We start from the raw sequence: 16,023 nt of genomic DNA on the forward strand, positions 1-16,023 counted from the left end.
GCCCGGGCTCCGGGGCCGGTGCCCGGGCCGAAGGCCCCGGCGCCCGACCGCGACCGCGGCAGGGCGGCCGCCCCCGCCGCCGGGGGCGGGCCCGCCCCGCCGGTGCCCCTCTGGCGCCGCCGGTTCGCCGCCGGCGCCGAGTGGTACGTCCGGGTGGTCGCGCTGCTCAACCTGGTCGCCGGGCTGATCGAGCCCTTCCGCCAGCAGGTCCAGCGGGCCAACCGCGGGGACTTCTTCACGCCCGTCCTGGTCGCCTCCGGCTTCACCGGCGCGCTCTTCGCCGGGCTGCTCGCCGTCATGCTCCGCCGCCGCAAGCGGGCCGCCTGGACGGTCACCACCGTCCTGGTGGCGATCTACACCGCGCTGTTCGGCTGGGCGCTCGCCTACGTCGACTACAGCGAACACCCCTTCAACTGGATCTCCGCCCTGATCACCGTGGCCCTGCTCGTCGCGCTGCTGATCGGCCGGCCCGTCTTCACCGCCCGCGGCACCCGGGGCAACGTGGTGCTGGCCGCCGTCGTCCTGGTGGCCGGCGGGGCCCTGCTGACCGTGCTCGGCGCCGCGGTCGTCCGCGCCACCTACCCCGACACCCCGCCCGACTGGGGCGACGCCTCGCTGTACGTGCTGCTGCGCCTGCTCACCCTCTCCGGGGTCGTCCAGGTCGCCGACGTGGACGTGCCCGGCTGGGTCGACCTCGGGATCAACCTGTTCGGCGCCGCGCTGCTGCTGATCGCCCTGCGGGTGCTGTTCCGCTCCCCGCGCGGCCACGTCGCGCAGCAGCCCGAGGACGAGCAGCGGCTGCGCGACCTGCTCGCCCGGCACGGCGCCCGCGACTCGCTCGGCTACTTCGCGCTCCGTCCCGACAAGGCGGTCTGCTGGTCCCCGTCCGGCAAGGCCGCCGTGCTGCACCGGGTGGTCAACGGCGTCGCCCTCGCCTCCGGCGACCCGATCGGCGACCCGGAGGCCTGGCCGCAGGCGATCGAGGTCTGGCACCGCCGGCTGCGCGAGCAGGGCTGGATCCCGGCCGTCACCGGCGCCGGGGAGGCCGCCGCCACCGCCTACACCCGGGTCGCCGGGCTGCGCGCCCTGGAGTTCGGCGACGAGGCGGTCGTCGAGACGGCCGGCTTCACCCTGGAGGGCCGCGCCATGCGGCCGCTGCGGCAGGCGCACAGCCGGGTCCGCAAGGCCGGGTACCGCGCCGTCGTCCGCCACCACCGCGACATCCCCGACGGGGAGATGGCCGACCTGATCCGGCTCGCCGACGCCTGGCGGCACGGCCGCACCGAACGCGGCTTCTCGATGGCGCTCGGCCGGCTCGGCGACCCCGCCGACGGCGACTGCCTGATGATCGAGTGCCGGGACGAGAACGACCGCACCTGCGCCCTGCTCAGCTTCGTCCCCTGGGGCGGGCACGGGCTCTCCCTGGACCTGATGCGCCGTGACCGGGAGTCCGACAACGGCCTGGTCGAGTTCATGGTCACCGAGCTGCTGCTGCGCGGCGCCGCCGGCGAGCTGCAGGTCGCCCGGGTCTCGCTGAACTTCGCCATGTTCCGCGCGGTCTTCGAGGAGGGCGGCCGGCTCGGCGCCGGGCCGGTGCTGCGGCTGTGGCGGGCCGTCCTGCGCTTCCTCTCCCGCTGGTGGCAGCTGGAGTCGCTGTACCGGGCCAACGCCAAGTACCGGCCCGACTGGCAGCCGCGCTACCTGCTCTACGAGAAGTCCACCGAGCTGTTCGCGATCGGCCTGGCCAACGCGATGGCCGAGGGCTTCGTCACCCGCCCGCGGCTGCCCGCCGTGCGCCGCCGCCGGAACGGGCCTCACCCGGGCGGGGCAGCGGCGGATGCCCCGGGAGGCTGACGGCCCTTCACTTGAGACGGGCCGCGCAGGGCGGACCGACGGACGGGAGCTCGGGTTGGGCGGACAGCGCAGGAGCCCCTGGCCGGGCACGCTGGCGGCCGGCGCCGCCCTGGTGCTCGGTGCCTGGATGCTGCACGGCGGCGGCGTCCTGCCCCCGCTGCCCACCGCCGAACAGGGCGTCGACGCCCTCGGGCTGCCCATGGTCGTCGCCCCGCCGATGCCCCGTTCCGCGCCGACCAGGATCCGGATCCGCAGCGTCGGCATCGACGCGCCCGTCACCGGCCTCGCCCTCGACGACGACGGCCGGCTGCAGCCGCCCCCCGAGGACGACGACGACCTGGCCGGCTGGTACGCGGCCGGCACCGCCCCCGGCGAGAGCGGCACCGCCGTGCTGGCCGGACACGTCGACACCGCCGACGGCCCGGCCGTCTTCTACCGGCTCGGCACCCTGCGCCGCGGGGACCAGGTGGAGGTCGTCCGGGCCGACCGCACCACCGCCCACTTCGCCGTCGACGGCGTGGAGGTCTACCCGAAGAAGGACTTCCCCGACCGGAAGGTCTACGGCGCCTCGCCCAACGCCCAACTGCGGCTGATCACCTGCGGAGGCGGCTTCACCCGGCAGCACGGCTACGACGGCAACGTGGTCGTCTACGCCCACCTCGTCCGCGCCACCGCGGCCTGACCGGCGCGGAGAGGAGCCCGTGGACCGCAGCCTCGCCTCCTGGAACCCGATCGACTGGCCGATCACCACCGGCGTCGTCCCCTACGCCCTGCTGGTCGCCGGCAGCGCCGCGCTGCTGCTGCTCGTCCTGGTCCCGGCGCCGCGCTGGTGGCCGCTGCGGCTGCCCGCCGCCGTCCTCGCCGCGGCCGGCGGCGGCGTGCTCACCGCCCTGACCGTCGACAGCTGGTGGCAGCCGTTCGCCGGCGGGCTGCCCGGCGACCAGTACGAGCCGGACGCCACGGCCGCGGGGCTGGCGGCGGGCCTGCCCTCGGTGCTGCTGCCGCCCGCCTACGACGAACTGCTGCCGGACCGGCCGATCGCCGCGGGCGGCGGCGCGCAGGCCCTGGAGATCGCGGTCGGGCCGGTGTTCTGGGCGGTGGCGCTGACCGCGCTGCTGGTGGCCTTCCGCCGCCCGGTGGTGCACGCGGACGCCGAGGACGCGGCCCGGGCCCGCGCGCTGCTCACCGAGTACGGCGGTTCCACGCTCTCCTTCATCTCCACCTGGGACGGCAACCACTACTGGTTCGACGGGGACGGCCGGGCCGCGGTGCCGTACCGGGTGATCGCCACCGTGGCGCTCACCACCGGGGACCCGTTCGGCGAGCCGGAGGCCCGGCGGCGGGCGGTCGCGGGCTTCGCCCGGTACTGCGACGCCCGGAGCTGGACGCCGTGCTTCTACAGCGTCTCCGCGGACGCGCAGCAGGCCGCCGAGCAACTCGGCTGGCGCTCGCTGCAGGTCGCCGAGGACACCGTGGTGCCGCTGCCCGACCTGGCCTTCACCGGCAAGAAGTGGCAGTCCATCCGGACCTCGCTGAACAAGGCGGGCAAGCAGGGCATCACCGCCGAGTGGTGGACCTACCGGGAGGCGCCGATCGGCATCCGCGACCAGATCCGCTCGATCTCCGAGGAGTGGGTCTCCGACAAGGGCCTGCCGGAGATGGGCTTCACCCTGGGCGGGCTGGCCGAGCTCGACGACCCGGCGGTGCGGATGCTCGTCGCGGTGGACGGCGACCGCACCGTGCACGGGCTGACCAGCTGGATGCCGGTCTACGCCGCCGGGCAACCGGTCGGCTGGACGCTGGACTTCATGCGTCGTCGCTCGGAGGGCTTCAGCGGAGTGATGGAGTTCCTGATCGCCTCGGCCGCGCTCGGCTTCAAGGAGGAGGGCGCGCAGTTCCTCAGCCTCTCCGGGGCGCCGCTGGCCCGCGCCGACCGCGGCGGCGAGCCGCCGACCGCCCTGCAGCGGATGCTCGACTGGATGGGCAAGGTGCTGGAGCCGGTGTACGGCTTCCGTTCGCTGCTCGCCTTCAAGGCGAAGTTCCAGCCGGAGTACCGGCCCATGTACATGGTCTACCCGGACCCGGCGGCGCTGCCCGCGATCACCCGGGCGATCGGCAAGGCGTACCTGCCGCACATGACCCCGGGGCAGGGGGTGCGGCTGATGCGCAAGCTGTCCGCCTGAGGTGCCCGGCCCGCCGTCAGCCGAGGAGTTCGGCGAGCGCCCGGTCGGCGTCGAGCAGCAGGGCCTCGTCGCCCTCCGGGACGGCGAGGAGGGTCTCCGCGAGGAAGTGCCGCAGCTGGGCGCCGTCGAACTGGAGCAGGGCCACGCCCTCGGCGGAGCGCAGCTCCAGCATGGTGCGCCCGGACGCGGCAGGCCGCAGGTGCACGTCGCCGATGCCGCTCGGGGCGTCCAGGCCGGCGGCCAGCAGCCACCGGGCGAAGACCCACTCGACCTCCGGCGGGGCCTCGGGCAGCGGCGTGCCGTCCAGGGAGAACTCGGCGGGGAAGGCCATCCGGACGGCCAGCGGGTCGTCGGACCGGTAGCGCAGGGCCACCCGGAGCACGGCGGTGCGGTGGGTGGTGACGTAGAGGCGGGCCTGGACGACCTGTTCGACGACGATGGGCGCAGCTGTCATGGCGGTTCCTCCCGGTGTCGTCCTGCCCCGAGGTTCGCGGGCGGAACGTGTGACGTGTGTGGATTCTGTGACGGCCGGGGTGCGGCCCGTCGGGAGGGGAGAGCGGGACGGCGGGCCGTCCTTACCGGGCGGGGCTGTGAGCCCGGTCACGCGAGGGGGCGGACCGCCCGGCGGGCCGGGGTCCGGCGCCGAAATCCGGTACCGGCCCGGGCTTCGCCGCCGGTAGCGTCCCGGCGCATGACCGAGCAGACCACCGGCCGGCCGCCCGAGGGCGGCGGCCGTCCGCAGCGCGCCCCGGGGCCGCAGGAGGACCTCCGCGAGGCCGACCTGCGGCGGGCCGAGATCCGGCGCCTGGGCGCCAAGTACGCCGAGTGCCACGCCGAGCTGCTGAGGAGGCTGGGGGAGTGAACCGCCTGGAGACCGCCGAGCTGCTGGAGCTCGCCGCCTTCGCCTGCCGGGGCCGTCCGGCCGAGCTCCGCGAGCCCGGCCTGCTGGACTCCGCCGCGCACCGGCCGTCCGCCGGGATGTTCGGGGTGGAGGTCTACCCGGGCGTCTTCGAGAAGGCCGCCGCACTGCTGCACGCGGTGGCCTCGAACCACCCCCTGGTGGACGGCAACAAGCGGACCGCGTGGATGGGCGCGGTCGTCCTGCTGGACCTCGCGGGCATCGACATGGCCGGGGTCGACCAGGACGCGGCGTACGAGCTGGTGGTGGCCGTGGCGGCCGGCGAAACCACCGACGTCGGGGTGATCGCGGAGCGGCTGCGGGCGCTGCACGAGGGTCGAGCCTGAGCGGGCGGACCGGCGCGGCCCGGTAGGCTGGGCTGGTTGTCCGACGACCGCCCGACAGCGGGCTGGGGCCACGAAGAATGCCCTGACCTGCGACGATCCCCTCCGGAGCCCGTGAGTACCGCCGCCGCCTCCCCGATGTCGCCGCTGTTCTCCGACGTTGCCTCGCCGCACACGCCCGTCCGCCCGGCCGGTACGTCGAACGCTTCGCACCACCTGTCGCCGGCCTTCCCCGGCCGTGCCCCCTGGGGCACGGCCGGCAAGCTCCGGGCCTGGCAGCAGGGTGCGCTCGACACGTACATCGAGAAGCAGCCGCGCGACTTCCTCGCGGTCGCCACCCCGGGCGCGGGAAAGACCACCTTCGCCCTCACCCTCGCCTCCTACCTGCTGCACAACCACCTGGTGCAGCAGGTGACGGTCGTCGCGCCGACCGAGCACCTGAAGAAGCAGTGGGCGGAGGCCGCGGCCCGGATAGGCATCCGGCTGGACCCGGCGTACTCCTCGGGCCCGCTCTCCAAGGACTACCAGGGCATCGTCGTGACCTACGCGGGCGTCGGGGTCAACCCGATGCTGCACCGCAACCGCACGGAGGCCCGCAAGACCCTCGTCATCATGGACGAGATCCACCACGCCGGTGACTCGAAGTCCTGGGGCGAGGCCTGCTTCGAGGCCTTCGAGCCCGCCACCCGGCGGCTCGCGCTCACCGGTACGCCGTTCCGCTCGGACACCAACCCGATCCCGTTCGTGGCGTACGAGGCGGACACCGACGGCCTGCGCAAGTCCGTCGCGGACTACACCTACGGCTACGGGCACGCGCTGGCCGACCACGTCGTCCGCCCGGTGATCTTCCTCTCGTACAGCGGCAACATGCGCTGGCGCACCAAGGCCGGCGACGAGCTGGAGGCCCGGCTCGGCGAGCCGATGACCAAGGACCTGATCGCCCAGGCCTGGCGCACCGCGCTCTCCCCGCAGGGCGAGTGGATCCCCAGCGTGCTGCAGGCCGCGGACCGGCGGCTCACCGAGGTCCGCAAGGCGATCCCGGACGCCGGCGGCCTGGTCATCGCCACCGACCAGAACGTGGCCCGCGCCTACGCCAAGATGCTGCGCGAGATCAGCGGCGAGAAGGTCACCCTCGTCCTCTCCGACGAGGCGGAGGCCTCCAAGCGGATCTCCGACTACTCGGCCGGCACCTCGCGCTGGATGGTGGCCGTCCGCATGGTGTCCGAGGGCGTCGACGTGCCCCGGCTGTGCGTCGGCGTGTACGCCACCTCGATCTCCACCCCGCTGTTCTTCGCGCAGGCCGTCGGCCGCTTCGTGCGGGCCCGCAAGCGCGGCGAGACGGCCTCCGTCTTCCTGCCGACCATCCCGATGCTGCTCGGCTTCGCCAACGAGATGGAGCTGCAGCGCGACCACGTCCTCGACCGGCCGAAGAAGGAGGGCGAGGGACTCTTCGACGAGGAGGACCGGCTGCTCGCCGATGCCGAGAAGGCCAACGACGGGCCGGACGCCGGCGGCGAGGAGTTCTCCTACGAGGCGCTCGGCAGCGACGCGGTCTTCGACCGGGTGCTGTACAACGCCATGGAGTTCGGCATGCAGGCGCACCCGGGCAGCGAGGAGGAGGAGGACTACCTCGGCATCCCGGGCCTACTGGAGCCGGACCAGGTGCAGATGCTGCTGCAGAAGCGCCAGCACCGGCAGATCCAGCGCTCCAAGGCCAAGCCGGCCGAGGAGGCCGACCTGGTCGAACTGCCCGCCGAGCAGCGGCCGGTGGTGACCCATCAGGAGCTGCGCGAGCTGCGCAAGGAGCTGAACGCGCTGGTCGCCGCCTGGCACCACCGCACCAACCAGCCGCACGGCACCGTCCACAACGAGCTGCGCCGGCAGTGCGGCGGACCGCTGACCGCGCAGGCCACGGCGAACCAGCTGAAGGCGCGGATCGCGAAGATCCGGGAGTGGGCGAAGGGCTGACGCCCGTTCGGGGCGACGGAGGCCCGGTCGGAGTCTCCCGACTTGGCAAAGAAAGTGTGGAGACACGCGGTCATACGATCCGTTAATCTTCCGCGTGCCCGGCTCCGGTACGGACCTCCACGAGGTGACGGCCCGGCGCCCCGTCCCACATGCCGAGACCCGGCCGTCCCGCACGGCGGGCCGGCCGCGCACCGAACGAGGAGTCACCCCGTGGCGTACACCGCCCAGAACCCCGAGCTGTCCGACAAGTCGAAGGTCGTCGCAGGCCTCCTGCAGATCTTCCTCGGCGGCTTCGGCATCGGCCGCTTCTACACCGGCCACGTCGGCATGGGTGTCGCCCAGCTGCTCACCTGCGGCGGTCTCGGCGTCTGGGCCCTGATCGACGGCATCCTCTTCCTGGTCAGCGACACCCGCACCGACGCCCAGGGCCGCCTCCTGCGCTCCTGACCGTGCATCCCGCCCCGGCCCGGCAGCACCCCCGCCCCGCGAGCAGTGCGGGCGGGGGTGCCCGCCGCCGTGCCGCGCTTCTGCGGCACCCGGCGGCCGGCCCCCTCGGCCTGCTCGCGGCCGCCCTCACCGGCGCCGGGTACCTGTACACCCGCGACCCCCACCTGCCCGGGCAGGCCCTGCCCTTCTGCCCCTTCCACCGCCTCACCGGCCTGCAGTGCCCCGGCTGCGGCGGCACCCGGGCGGCCTGGGACCTGCTGCACGGCGACCTGCCGGCGGCCTGGCACGACAACGCCGCCCTGCTGCTCGCACTGCCCTTCGTCGCCGCCTGGTACCTCGTCCGGCTGCGGCACGGCCTGGCCGGCCGGACCTGGCGGCTGCGCCTCGGCCCTCGCACCGTCGCCGCACTGCTGACCGCGGCGGCGCTCTGGACGATCGGCCGGAACCTGCTCTGAGCGCCCCGGTCCGAGGGCCGCCGTGTCCGGAGTCCGGTCAGATATCGAACACCTGAGCTATTCAGGGCCCGGAATGTGGGCTTAATGTCCGTATTTGCGTCTCGACTTTGCGTCGATGATGACCGAATTTTGGACAACTACTTCCGCAGCGCGCGAAGAGTTCACTACCTTCTCCCCACGCTCGCTCGACGGACCACCCCCACCCCGAGAAGAGCACCGCGGAGCCGTGCCCTCGTCGATGGCGCCGAGCCAGCTGCTCCAGCGCGGACACCCACCTGCGCGTGACACCTCCGTCCCGGCCCGAGCCCCACGCCGGCGCCGGTGCCCGCCGCGGAAAGGACTTGCGCGTCGTGACTGCCGAAACCTCCCAGACCCTGGACCGCGGGGTCCGGGTCCTCAAGCTCCTCGCCGACTCCGAGCGGGGCCTGACCGTGACCGAGCTCGCCGCCCGGCTCGCCGTCAACCGCACCGTCGTCTACCGGCTGCTGGCCACCCTGGAACAGCACGGCCTCGTCCGCCGCGACATCGGCGGCCGGGCCAGAGTCGGCCTCGGGGTGCTCCGCCTCGCCCACCGCGTCCACCCGCTGCTCCGCGAGGCCGCACTGCCGGCCCTGCGCAGCCTCGCCGAGGACCTCGGCGCCACCGCCCACCTCACCCTGGTGGACGGCAACGAGGCGCTCGCCGTCGCCGTCGTCGAACCCAGCTGGACCGACTTCCACGTCGCCTACCGGACGGGCCTGCGCCACCCGCTCGACGAGAGCGCCGCCGGCCGCGCCATCCTGGAGGCCCGCGGCTTCCCCAGCCAGCGCCGCCCCGACCAGGGCTTCGTGATCACCCGCGCGGAGGAGCAGTCCGGCGCGAGCGGCGCCGCGGCCGCCCTGATCGGCCTCAGCGGCATCGAGGGCAGCGTCGGCGTCGTGATGCTCAACGGCCTGGTGCCCGAGCGGGTCGGCCCGCGGGTCGTCGAGGCCGCCACCGAGGTCGCCGACGCGCTGCGCTGACCCCGTACCGCAGGCCCGGCGGCACCGCCGGTGTGGTTCGATGCGGGATGTGTCTCCTGCGAAGCTGCCCACGGCCCTGACCGCCCCCAAGACCCGCGCCCTGGCGCTGTGCACCGTCCTGGTGCTCGCGCTGTTCGGGGTCACGGCGTTCGTGCCGCTGCCGTTCACGCTCACCCAGCCGGGCGTCACCGCGAACACCCTCGGCAGCTACAACGGGGTGCCGGTCATCACCGTCACCGGCACCCCGGTGCGGACCACCGGCGGCGAGCTGCTCGCCACCACCATCTCCGCCACCAACGCCGGCGAGAAGATCAGCTTCCGCGACGCCCTGCGGGCCTGGATCCGCGAGGACGAGGCGGTGCTGCCGACCGAGGCCGTCTACCCGCAGAGCAACCCCGGCAAGGCCGAACAGGAGACCGCCCAGCAGATGGCCGAGTCCCAGGACAGCGCCACCGCCGCCGCCCTCTCCTACCTCCACCTCTCGCCGTCCCAGGTCACCGTGAAGATCGACCTCGGCGACATCGGCGGCCCCAGCGCCGGCCAGATGCTCAGCCTCGGCATCATCGACAAGATCGCCGGGAACGGCCGCGGCGGCGACCTCACCGGCGGCCGGGTGGTGGCCGGCACCGGCACCATCGACGACCAGGGCGTGATCGGCGCGGTCGGCGGCGTCGCCCTGAAGACCCGGGCGGCCGCCCGGGACGGCGCCACCGTCTTCCTCGTCCCCGCCTCGGAGTGCTCCGACGCCAAGGTCGACACCCCGCAGGGCCTGCGGCTGATCCCGGTGGCGACCCTCGCCTCCGCCGTCGCCGCACTCGACGCCCTCGACGGCGGCGGCTCCGTGCCGAGCTGCTGACCCCGCGTCGGGTCCGCTCCGCGGGCGGCCCGGGCCGCGCCGGGTCACTCCCGGGCGGCCTGCTCCACCAACGGCAGGATCCGGTACGGCACCGGGTTCTCCAGGGCGATCGCGGTGGACGCCCGGACGATCCCGTCGAAACCCACCACCCGGTCGATCACCCGCTGCAGGTCCGCGTTCGACCGCGCGACGATCCGCACCAGCATGTCGCCCTGCCCGGTGATCGTGTGCAGCTCCAACACCTCCGGCACCGCCGCCAGATGGGCCCGCACGTCACTGCCCTGGCCCTGCGAGATCTCCAGCGTCGCGAAGGCCGTCACCGGGTAGCCGAGCGCCGCCGGATCCACCTGCGGACCGAAACCCCCGATCACCCCGCGCGCCTGCAGCCGGTCCAGCCGGGCCTGCACCGTGCCGCGCGCCACCTGCAGCCGCCGGGAGCACTCCAGCACACCGATCCGCGGCTCCTCGCTCAGCAGCCTGATCAGCTTTCCGTCGAGTGCGTCGATCGCGTCGTTGGGTGAGTGCACAACCGCTCCGTCCGCCGGCCGGTCCGACGGTCGGTCGTCCCGGTGGGCAATCTGTCCAGTGGGTGCGGCCATTCTCCGGCCCCCGGGGGCACCTTGCCCAGGAGGAAACGGAACAGTTGCGCGCCCCGAGGAGCCGCGCCACCCTCCTGCACACCCCGGCGGGCGGCCGCTCCGCCCCCGAACCGTCCCCGGGGCGACCCGGGGAGGCCCTGCCATGACCGCGCACATCGCCAACACCCGCTACGCCGTCCGCCCCTGCCCCTCGCCGGGGGCGCCGCCCACCGGGGCGGGCCCGCTCGCCGCCACCGACGCCCTCGTCCTCGCCGTCCGCGACGCCCGCCGCACCGCCCACCACTACCGCACCGCCCTCGGCCTGCACTGCACCGCCTACACCGGACCGGAGACCGGCAACCCGCGGCTGCGCGCGTACGTCCTGGAGGCCGGCGGCGCCCGCTGGGTGGTCAGCTCGCCCGCCGGCACCGGCGGCCGGCTCGCCCGCCACCTCGCCGAGCACGGCGAGGGCGTGCTGGAGGTCGTGCTGCGGGTGCCGGACGTGCACTGGGCCTTCGACTACGCCGTGGACCGCGGCGCCGTGGCCGTCACCGAGCCCCACGAACTGAGCGACCGCCACGGCACCGTCGTGCTCGCCGCCGTCGGCGACGGCGGCCCCGTCCGCCACACCCTGGTCGACCGGACCGGCTACACCGGCCCCTACCTCCCCGGATACGTCGCCCGCCCCGGCACCGGCTCCGCCGCCTGAGCAGGCGCCGGCCCGGCCGGAGCGACGGGAGGTCAGCGAACGACGGTCTGGACGTCCGGCGGGTGGCCGTTCCAGGTGACGAACACCGAGTTGGCCTTGTCGTCCTTGGAGAAGTCGATCCGCATCCAGTGGTCGCCGTTCCACACCTGGACCTGCCAGCCCGCGTCCGGCGTCGCCGAGACCAGGTCCGCCCGGTCCGGGTGGATGTCCAGCGCCACCCTGCCGCCCGGCACCAGGTAGCTGCGCACCGAGGACGGCGACGGCGGCTTCACCGTCGGCGAGGCCGACCGGATCGGACTCGGCAGCGTCGGCGCCGCCGACGGCGAGGGCGGTGCCGAGGACGCGGAGGGCGAGGGGTCGGCCGGCGCGGTCGACCCCGGCTCCTCGCCCGAGTCCGTCGCCGAGGCCGCCGGCGGCAGGCTCGCCGCCGCCTGCGTCGTCGAGGACGGCAGCGGCACCGCCTGCGGCCGCTCGAAACCCGCCTCGGTCAGCACCGTGTGCACGCCGTACCAGGACAGCGCCACCGCCGCTCCGGTGGCCACCGCCCAGGCGCCGATCTGTACCAGTCCGCTCCGCATCGTCCGCACATCCTGCCGCATCCCGCGCGGCCGCAGCGCCCCGGGCCCGGCAATCCCGTGAAAGGTTGCGGCAACCCTGTGAAACGTCCGCGCCGGAGCACGGGCAATCAACGCATAACGCCCGAGGTACAGACCAATGGGGGGCCCATGCCGTACCGTGCAGGGCCATGGCAACAGTGCTCGTGGTCGAGGACGACCCCTTCGTACGCTCCGCGCTGATCCGACACCTCGCCGAGACCGGCCACGCGGTGCGCAGCGTGGGCACCGCGTTGGAGGCACTGCGGGAGGTCGCCCAGGTCGGCTGCGACCTGGTGATCCTCGACCTCGGTCTGCCCGACCTCGACGGCAGCGAAGCGCTCAAGATGATCCGCGGCCTCACCAACGTGCCCGTCATCATCTCCACCGCCCGCGACGACGAGGCCGAGATCGTCCGCCTGCTCAACGCCGGCGCCGACGACTACCTCGTCAAGCCGTTCTCGCCCGAGCACCTGACGGCCCGGATGGCGGCCGTCCTGCGCCGCCTCGGCGGCGGCAGCGCCCCCGCCCCGCAGGTCCTCCGGGTCGGCGGACTCGCCATCGACGTGCAGCGCCGCGAGGCCGCGCTCGACGGCCGGTCGCTCGACCTGACCCGCCGCGAGTTCGACCTGCTGGCCTTCCTCGCCGCCCGGCCCGGCGTCGTCGTGCCGCGCAAGGAGATACTCGCCGAGGTCTGGCGCCAGACCTACGGCGGCGACCAGACCATCGACGTGCACCTGTCCTGGCTGCGCCGCAAACTCGGCGAGACCGCCTCCCGGCCCCGCTACCTGCACACCGTCCGTGGCGTCGGCGTGCGGCTGGAGGCCCCGAGCGGCACGGTCGCCGACCCGGTGGGCCGCCTGACATGACGCCCCCCGGCACCGGGCCGACCGGCGGGGACGCCACGGCCGCGGACAGCTCACCCGCCACGAGACCCCGCTTCACCCGCTCGCTGCGCTGGGCCCTCGTCAAGGCCGCCGTCGCCGGCACCACGATGGTCGCGCTGGCCTTCCTCATCCCGCTCGGGCTGATGGTCCAGCAGACCGCCAGCGACCGCGCCTTCACCGCCGCCGAACGCCAGGCCGCGGCCCTCGGCCCGGCCCTCGCCATCACCACCGACCAGGACCCGATCGCCCGCGCCGTCGCCTCCACCGACGCCGGCGCGCACGACCGGATCGCCGTCCACCTGCCCTCCGGCGGCCTCGTCGGCGAGGGCCGGGCCGCCGCCGCCGACCTCGCGACCGCAGGCGGCGACCGCAGCGACGGCAGCGGACGGGCCTTCACCGTCCGGGTCGCCGGCGGCTTCGCCCTGCTCCAGCCGGTCGCCGTCGAGGGCGGCCGGATCGCCGTCGTCGAGGTGTACGTCGCCGAGGCCGACCTCAGCCGCGGCGTCGGCACCGCCTGGCTGGTGCTCTCACTCGTCGCCCTCGCCCTGGTCGCGATCGCCGTCCTGGTCGCCGACCGGCTCGGCGCCCGGATCGTCGGCTCCGCCCGCCGTCTCGCCGGCGCCGCCCGCTCGCTCGGCGCCGGCAACCTCGCCGTCCGGGTGCCCGTCGACGACGCCCGCGCCAAGGGTGCCCCCGAGGAACTCCGCGAGGCCGGCCACGCCTTCAACGCGATGGCCGACCGGGTCGTCCACCTGCTCGCCGCCGAACGCGAACTGGCCGCCGACCTCTCGCACCGGCTGCGCACCCCGCTCACCGTGCTGCGGCTGAACGCCGCCTCGCTCGGCAGCGGCGACGCCGCCGACGCCACCCGGCACGCGGTCGCCCAGCTGGAACGCGAGGTCGACCAGATCATCCGCTCCGCCCGACGCGGCCGCGACGAGACCCCCGCCGTCCAACTCGGCTGCGACGCCGCCGAGGTGATCCGCGAACGGGTCGGCTTCTGGTCCGCGCTCGCCGAGGACGAGGGCCGGCCCTGGCAGCTCGCCGGCGCCGACGCACCCGTCCACGTCCCCGTGCAGCGCGGAGACCTCGCCGCCGCCGTCGACGCCCTGCTCGGCAACGTCTTCCGGCACACCGCCATGGGCACCGCCTTCTCCGTCGACGTGCTCGCCACCGAGAGCTCCGTCATCGTGCTGGTCGGCGATGCCGGACCGGGCTTCACCGACCCCGAGGCCGCCATCGAACGGGGCTCCGGCCACGGCGGCGAGGGCTCCACCGGCCTCGGCCTGGACATCGTCCGCAAGCTCACCGAGGCCACCGGCGGCGACCTCGCCCTCGGCCGGTCCGCCGGCCTCGGCGGCGCCGAGATCCGGCTGCGCCTGCAGACCCGCCCGTCCGGCGACACCCCGCGGGCCGGCCGGCGGCGGCGGGTGCGGCCCGGCCGCCGCCGCACCGCCGGGGTCGAGTAGCGGACCGCGGGTGTGCCCGGGTGCCGCGACCCGGCCGGTCGGCCGTGGGGCCCGACCGCGCCCCACGAGGTCCGGGGCCCACGAGGTCCGCGCCCCACGAGGTCCGGGCCTTAAGAGCTCCCTAAGAGAGGCTCACCCCTTCCTGAGCAGCGGTTTCACGGGGTTTACGGGCCGGTAGCGTCGGCGGCGCCCGGGTCGGTCAGGACCCGGCCCGACCCCTCTCAGCGGAGGTACCCGACATGCCGAGCCAGCCCGTCCGACGCCAGGGCCACCGCCGTCGCAGCCGCAAGGGCGCCGTCCTCGGGGCCTCCGCGATCGCCACCGTGCTCGTCGCGGGCGGCGTGGCCGCCCTCGCCTCGTCCGCCAGCGCCGCCTCGCTCGGCGCCGTGTACAGCCGCACCAGCACCTGGGACAGCGGCTACACCGGCCAGTACGTGGTCAGCAACTCCACCTCCGCCGCGATCGACGGCTGGACGCTCAGCTTCGACCTGCCGGCCGGCGCCAAGATCTCCTCGCTGTGGAACGCCAGCTACACCGCCTCCGGCCAGCACGTCACCGTGAAGCCCGAGTCCTGGAACAAGCGGATCGAGCCCGGCCGCACCGTCGACATCGGCTTCGTCGTCCAGGGCTCCGGCGGCGCCCAGGCCGAGCCCGGCCACTGCCTGATCAACGACGTGTCCTGCAGCACCGGCCCCGCCCCCACCCCCTCCGGCCGGCCCACCACCGCCACCCCGAAGCCGACCCCCAGCCCCACCGGCAGCACCACCAGGCCGACCGCCACCCCGACCCCCACCGCGACGAAGACCACCGCCTCGCCGACCCCCACCAGCACCGGCACCCCCGGCGGCGGCCGCTTCGCCCCCTACGTCGACACCTCGCTCTACCCGGCGTTCGACCTGGTCGGCACCGCCAAGGCCACCGGCGTGAAGCACTACACCCTCGCCTTCGTCGTCTCCGGCGGCGGCTGCACCCCGAAGTGGGGCGGCGTCAGCGACCTCAACACCGACGCGGTGGCCGCCCAGATCGGCGCGCTCCGCGCGGCCGGCGGCGACGTCCGGGTCTCCTTCGGCGGCGCCAACGGCAGCGAGCTCGCCACCGCCTGCTCCTCCGCCGGCGAGCTCGCCGCCGCCTACCAGAAGGCCGTCGACGCCTACGGCCTCACCAAGGTCGACTTCGACGTCGAGGGCGGCGCCCTCGCCAACACCGCCGCCAACACCCGGCGTGCCCAGGCGATCGCCCAGCTCCAGCGCACCGCCGCCGGCAAGGGCAAGGCCCTGGACGTCTCCTTCACCCTGCCGGCCCTGCCCAGCGGCCTGACCCAGGACGGCATCAACCTGGTCGCCAACGCCAAGGACAACGGCGTGCAGGTCGGCGCGGTCAACATCATGGCGATGGACTACGGTGACGGCGCCGCCCCCAACCCGCAGGGCCGCATGGGCAAGTTCGCCATCGACGCCGCCACCGCCACCCAGGCCCAGATCAAGGGCGTCCTCGGCCTCTCCGACAGCGCCGCCTGGGCCAAGACCGCCGTCACCCCGATGATCGGCGTCAACGACGTCGCCAGCGAGGTCTTCACCGTCGCCGACGCCACCCAGCTCGCCGAGTTCGCCAAGACCAAGCACCTCGCCTGGCTGGCCATGTGGTCCGGCACCCGCGACAAGGCCTGCCCCGGCGGCGCCAAGGCCTTCGCCGACGCCACCTGCAGCAGCATCGACCAGCAGCCGCTCGCCTTCACCCGCGCCTTCGGCGCCTACACCGGCTGACCGACCCCGCGACCGCGC

General features: G+C 74.7%; 17 protein-coding genes. 14 read left to right on the forward strand and 3 right to left on the reverse strand.

The window, feature by feature from the left end:
• From AB0O09_RS17720 to AB0O09_RS17730, 3 genes are all read left to right on the forward strand, one after another.
• Positions 1-1,854 (forward strand): phosphatidylglycerol lysyltransferase domain-containing protein (locus tag AB0O09_RS17720; protein ID WP_363542567.1); only part of this gene is annotated, 1,854 nt, incomplete at its 5' end.
• Positions 1,855-1,909: 55 nt separating this feature from the next.
• Complete coding sequence (locus tag AB0O09_RS17725; protein ID WP_363542568.1) at positions 1,910-2,536, forward strand: class F sortase; 627 nt, start codon at positions 1,910-1,912, stop codon at positions 2,534-2,536.
• A gap of 19 nt (positions 2,537-2,555) precedes the next feature.
• Positions 2,556-4,037: a DUF2156 domain-containing protein gene (locus AB0O09_RS17730; protein ID WP_363542569.1), complete on the forward strand. Its 1,482-nt coding sequence runs from the start codon at positions 2,556-2,558 to the stop codon at positions 4,035-4,037.
• Between the two features lie 16 nt (positions 4,038-4,053).
• Here AB0O09_RS17730 and AB0O09_RS17735 read toward each other — a convergent pair whose 3' ends face one another.
• The gene (locus AB0O09_RS17735; RefSeq protein WP_363542570.1) at positions 4,054-4,491 is read right to left on the reverse strand and encodes an SsgA family sporulation/cell division regulator; all 438 of its coding nucleotides are present in this window, start codon (positions 4,489-4,491) and stop codon (positions 4,054-4,056) included.
• A gap of 237 nt (positions 4,492-4,728) precedes the next feature.
• On the opposite strand from AB0O09_RS17735, the gene AB0O09_RS17740 reads away from it, so the two are divergent.
• The 7 genes from AB0O09_RS17740 to AB0O09_RS17770 all read left to right on the forward strand — a co-directional run bounded on the left by AB0O09_RS17740 (position 4,729) and on the right by AB0O09_RS17770 (position 10,006).
• Positions 4,729-4,899, forward strand: a complete 171-nt coding sequence (locus AB0O09_RS17740) for a hypothetical protein (RefSeq protein ID WP_363542571.1) — start codon at positions 4,729-4,731, stop codon at positions 4,897-4,899.
• The gene (locus AB0O09_RS17745) at positions 4,896-5,282 is read left to right on the forward strand and encodes a type II toxin-antitoxin system death-on-curing family toxin (protein ID WP_363542572.1); all 387 of its coding nucleotides are present in this window, start codon (positions 4,896-4,898) and stop codon (positions 5,280-5,282) included. Before AB0O09_RS17740 ends, AB0O09_RS17745 begins: the two co-directional genes overlap by 4 nt.
• 135 nt (positions 5,283-5,417) lie before the next feature.
• Entirely contained in the window at positions 5,418-7,247 is a 1,830-nt protein-coding gene (locus AB0O09_RS17750; RefSeq protein WP_363542682.1) for a DEAD/DEAH box helicase family protein, read from the forward strand.
• Positions 7,248-7,457: 210 nt separating this feature from the next.
• Positions 7,458-7,694: a TM2 domain-containing protein gene (locus tag AB0O09_RS17755; protein WP_363542573.1), complete on the forward strand. Its 237-nt coding sequence runs from the start codon at positions 7,458-7,460 to the stop codon at positions 7,692-7,694.
• A 2-nt stretch (positions 7,695-7,696) separates the two neighbouring features.
• On the forward strand, positions 7,697-8,149 hold the full coding sequence (locus AB0O09_RS17760) for a DUF2752 domain-containing protein (protein ID WP_363542574.1): 453 nt from the start codon (positions 7,697-7,699) through the stop codon (positions 8,147-8,149).
• 350 nt (positions 8,150-8,499) lie between these two features.
• Entirely contained in the window at positions 8,500-9,150 is a 651-nt protein-coding gene (locus AB0O09_RS17765) for a helix-turn-helix domain-containing protein (RefSeq protein ID WP_344623436.1), read from the forward strand.
• 64 nt (positions 9,151-9,214) lie between these two features.
• Positions 9,215-10,006 carry a hypothetical protein gene (locus AB0O09_RS17770; RefSeq protein WP_344623464.1) on the forward strand — a complete coding sequence of 264 codons (792 nt, stop codon included), beginning with the start codon at positions 9,215-9,217 and terminating at the stop codon, positions 10,004-10,006.
• 44 nt (positions 10,007-10,050) lie between these two features.
• Here the strand turns inward: AB0O09_RS17770 and AB0O09_RS17775 are convergent, their stop codons facing one another.
• The gene (locus AB0O09_RS17775; protein ID WP_263105176.1) at positions 10,051-10,533 is read right to left on the reverse strand and encodes an Lrp/AsnC family transcriptional regulator; all 483 of its coding nucleotides are present in this window, start codon (positions 10,531-10,533) and stop codon (positions 10,051-10,053) included.
• Between the two features lie 214 nt (positions 10,534-10,747).
• On the opposite strand from AB0O09_RS17775, the gene AB0O09_RS17780 reads away from it, so the two are divergent.
• Positions 10,748-11,293 carry a VOC family protein gene (locus tag AB0O09_RS17780; RefSeq protein WP_363542575.1) on the forward strand — a complete coding sequence of 182 codons (546 nt, stop codon included), beginning with the start codon at positions 10,748-10,750 and terminating at the stop codon, positions 11,291-11,293.
• A gap of 32 nt (positions 11,294-11,325) precedes the next feature.
• Here AB0O09_RS17780 and AB0O09_RS17785 read toward each other — a convergent pair whose 3' ends face one another.
• Complete coding sequence (locus tag AB0O09_RS17785; protein ID WP_344623438.1) at positions 11,326-11,871, reverse strand: hypothetical protein; 546 nt, start codon at positions 11,869-11,871, stop codon at positions 11,326-11,328.
• A gap of 167 nt (positions 11,872-12,038) precedes the next feature.
• Here AB0O09_RS17785 and AB0O09_RS17790 point away from each other — a divergent pair, with 167 nt between their 5' ends.
• From AB0O09_RS17790 to AB0O09_RS17800, 3 genes are all read left to right on the forward strand, one after another.
• Entirely contained in the window at positions 12,039-12,755 is a 717-nt protein-coding gene (locus tag AB0O09_RS17790) for a response regulator transcription factor (RefSeq protein ID WP_344623439.1), read from the forward strand.
• 83 nt (positions 12,756-12,838) lie between these two features.
• Positions 12,839-14,242, forward strand: coding sequence for a HAMP domain-containing sensor histidine kinase (locus AB0O09_RS17795; RefSeq protein ID WP_363542684.1), 1,404 nt, complete (start codon positions 12,839-12,841; stop codon positions 14,240-14,242).
• 239 nt (positions 14,243-14,481) lie between these two features.
• Positions 14,482-16,005 (forward strand): cellulose binding domain-containing protein, encoded by a 1,524-nt coding sequence (locus tag AB0O09_RS17800; RefSeq protein WP_363542576.1) that lies wholly within the window; start codon positions 14,482-14,484, stop codon positions 16,003-16,005.
• The last annotated feature ends 18 nt before the right edge of the window (positions 16,006-16,023 follow it).

This window comes from Kitasatospora sp. NPDC093679 (assembly GCF_040683455.1).
In the GTDB taxonomy this organism is placed as follows: Bacteria; Actinomycetota; Actinomycetes; order Streptomycetales; family Streptomycetaceae; genus Kitasatospora; species Kitasatospora arboriphila.

What these genes read in the sequence shown, in the direction of transcription:
- AB0O09_RS17735 (WP_363542570.1), bottom strand. Translation starts at nt 4,491, where the DNA reads ATGACAGCTGCGCCCATCGTCGTCGAACAGGTCGTCCAGGCCCGCCTC.
- AB0O09_RS17740 (WP_363542571.1), top strand. Translation starts at nt 4,729, where the DNA reads ATGACCGAGCAGACCACCGGCCGGCCGCCCGAGGGCGGCGGCCGTCCG.
- AB0O09_RS17750 (WP_363542682.1), top strand. Translation starts at nt 5,418, where the DNA reads ATGTCGCCGCTGTTCTCCGACGTTGCCTCGCCGCACACGCCCGTCCGC.
- AB0O09_RS17780 (WP_363542575.1), top strand. Translation starts at nt 10,748, where the DNA reads ATGACCGCGCACATCGCCAACACCCGCTACGCCGTCCGCCCCTGCCCC.
- AB0O09_RS17785 (WP_344623438.1), bottom strand. Translation starts at nt 11,871, where the DNA reads ATGCGGAGCGGACTGGTACAGATCGGCGCCTGGGCGGTGGCCACCGGA.
- AB0O09_RS17790 (WP_344623439.1), top strand. Translation starts at nt 12,039, where the DNA reads ATGGCAACAGTGCTCGTGGTCGAGGACGACCCCTTCGTACGCTCCGCG.
- AB0O09_RS17800 (WP_363542576.1), top strand. Translation starts at nt 14,482, where the DNA reads ATGCCGAGCCAGCCCGTCCGACGCCAGGGCCACCGCCGTCGCAGCCGC.